The organism is Desulfovibrio sp. ZJ200 (assembly GCF_011039095.1).
Taxonomy (GTDB): Bacteria; Desulfobacterota; Desulfovibrionia; order Desulfovibrionales; family Desulfovibrionaceae; genus Desulfovibrio.
Genome location: NZ_JAAKEH010000102.1, coordinates 1 through 1,891, shown reverse-complemented (window position 1 = coordinate 1,891; position 1,891 = coordinate 1). Strand labels below are relative to the sequence as shown.

The window sequence follows — 1,891 nt, the reverse complement described above, 5'->3', positions numbered from 1 at the left end:
CCAGCCGAGGCCGCGCTTTGTGGGCGGTTCTTTCGTCCAGCACGCGGAGTCGGTCATAGGTTTTCCTCCGGTATGGTCTCAGGTACAGCTGTCTGGTTCATTTCTTTTCCCTCCTCAATGCAACCAGTATGCACGGTAAAATGTATCAAAATCGCGGATCGGGTACTTCCCAGGATGTGCTTTCCGCGTACGCTCAAACCACTCCCGCGAAATTTTGCGGTGTATTCTGAACCAGTTTTTGAACTTTTCCATCTCTTCCTTACGACGTATTGACTTTGCTTCACTTGCTCCGCACAACGCAAAAGGGCAACCTAGGCAGCCAATACGTCTTGATCCTTCATCATACAACGACGGATACAGGAAAGAGTTTTCTTCGATATATTGCCATACAGCCCATTCAGGCCAGTGAAAAATCGGTTTATATGTAGTTTTTCCTTTGTAGGTATCAATGCGCCCTCGTGCTGCTCGCCTATAAGATTCTTCTGCTCTGATACCAAAAACACACTTTTTATATGGGTTATGTCCCTCTTTTAGGCGGTTGCAACACCATCTGACCGTCCGCATGGGCGGCCCATTTTTGCGTAGCAATCGCCAATAGCTTTCCTTGGGAAAAATGAAAGCCACGTCAGGATAATAACGCCGAATAAAGCGGGGGATTTCAGGATAGTCGATACCCGTGCAATTATATCCGGCAACGTATTTTACCCCGCTCCGCGTGACCAGATCGAGGGTAACAATGCTGTCTTTGCCGCCACTGAAGCCCACAAAATAACCCTCTGTCGGCTCATTCAGACGCAGGAATGCAATGGCATCCTGGACATAATCGTCAAACTCGAAGCCAGGCAATCCGTACTGACGGGCCGCGTTCATCTCTCCCCCTCCTGCGCGGGGAACTCCCTCCACTCCCTGCCGTCCAGCAGGGCCGGGGCTTTTTTCGTGCCGCCCCAGCCCTTGAAATAAAATGGGGTGCCTGTGTTCTGGCACTGGTCGCGCAGGCTCCGCACCCAATCGGGGCGCATGGGCCGCGCGCCGGGGCCGGATTCGGCCCCGCAGATGATCCAGTCCACGAGGGGGTCAACCATGTAATCAGCCTGATCTTCATTCAGGCAGGCAGGCCCATTCACGAGATGCCGGATGGCAGCGGGTCTATCAAAGACGCAAATATCAAGGTCAACCGCCTCCAACATTGGCTCCACGCTCACGAAGCGCCGTGCTGCCGGGGTCTGCATGAGTTGGAGCAGCTTTGACCTCACTTCGGACTGGACGCACACCGTGACGCCAAGCCAAATGTTCGGCCATATTTTGCCGCCGTTGGCTGCAATCCATGCCCGCATGTTCAGGGGGCGCTTTGTGAGTAGGAGAAACGTGTGTTGCGGCATTGAAGCCATTATGTCGAACAGCGTGGGCAGATGCGGGGCGTGTTCATCGAAAAAAATGTCTGTCATGCTGCCCACGAACACCCGGCGTGGAGCCTTCGGGAGCTTCTCAAAGCATGACCAGTCCGGCTCGCTTATCTTCCCCGTCAACCGCCCATGCGCATCCACTATCCCGCGATACTTTTCAGCGGTCAGGGGATTCTTTGCCAGCCTTGCGGCGAACTTCTCGGCATAGCAGTGGTCACAGCCTGGGCTGCACGGGGCACACCCCACAACTGGATTGATGGTAATGTCACACCATCCTATCGGATTACTCATTTCACCGTCTCCTTACCAATTTTCCGGGTCGGCGCAGTCCGCTTCCCCGAAGCAGCACACTCCGCAAAGCGCGGTGTGTTCAATGCTGCCGTTGAGGGCAACAATGTCCACCGTGGGCTTTTGCCCACAGACGGTGCAAGCAATGTCATAGTTGGGCTCGGCTGTATTTCCGCTCATATCTACCTCGTGTTTTTTTA

Annotated in this window: 3 protein-coding genes; all 3 read right to left on the bottom strand. The window is 54.1% G+C overall.

Annotated elements, in window-relative coordinates; all coding sequences use genetic code 11:
* Nucleotides 1-114: 114 nt before the first annotated feature.
* Complete coding sequence (locus G7Y52_RS14775) at nucleotides 115-870, bottom strand: phosphoadenosine phosphosulfate reductase family protein (protein WP_165073230.1); 756 nt, start codon at nucleotides 868-870, stop codon at nucleotides 115-117.
* Complete coding sequence (locus G7Y52_RS14770) at nucleotides 867-1,694, bottom strand: DUF5131 family protein (protein ID WP_165073228.1); 828 nt, start codon at nucleotides 1,692-1,694, stop codon at nucleotides 867-869. The genes G7Y52_RS14775 and G7Y52_RS14770 overlap by 4 nt, the downstream gene beginning before the upstream one ends.
* A 12-nt stretch (nucleotides 1,695-1,706) precedes the next feature.
* Nucleotides 1,707-1,891: hypothetical protein (locus G7Y52_RS14765; RefSeq protein WP_206215347.1), on the bottom strand; the 185-nt coding region annotated here is incomplete at its 5' end.

Bases quoted from the DNA above. Each gene is read 5' to 3' on its own strand.
- G7Y52_RS14770 (WP_165073228.1), bottom strand. From the start codon at position 1,694: ATGAGTAATCCGATAGGATGGTGTGACATTACCATCAATCCAGTTGTG.
- G7Y52_RS14775 (WP_165073230.1), bottom strand. From the start codon at position 870: ATGAACGCGGCCCGTCAGTACGGATTGCCTGGCTTCGAGTTTGACGAT.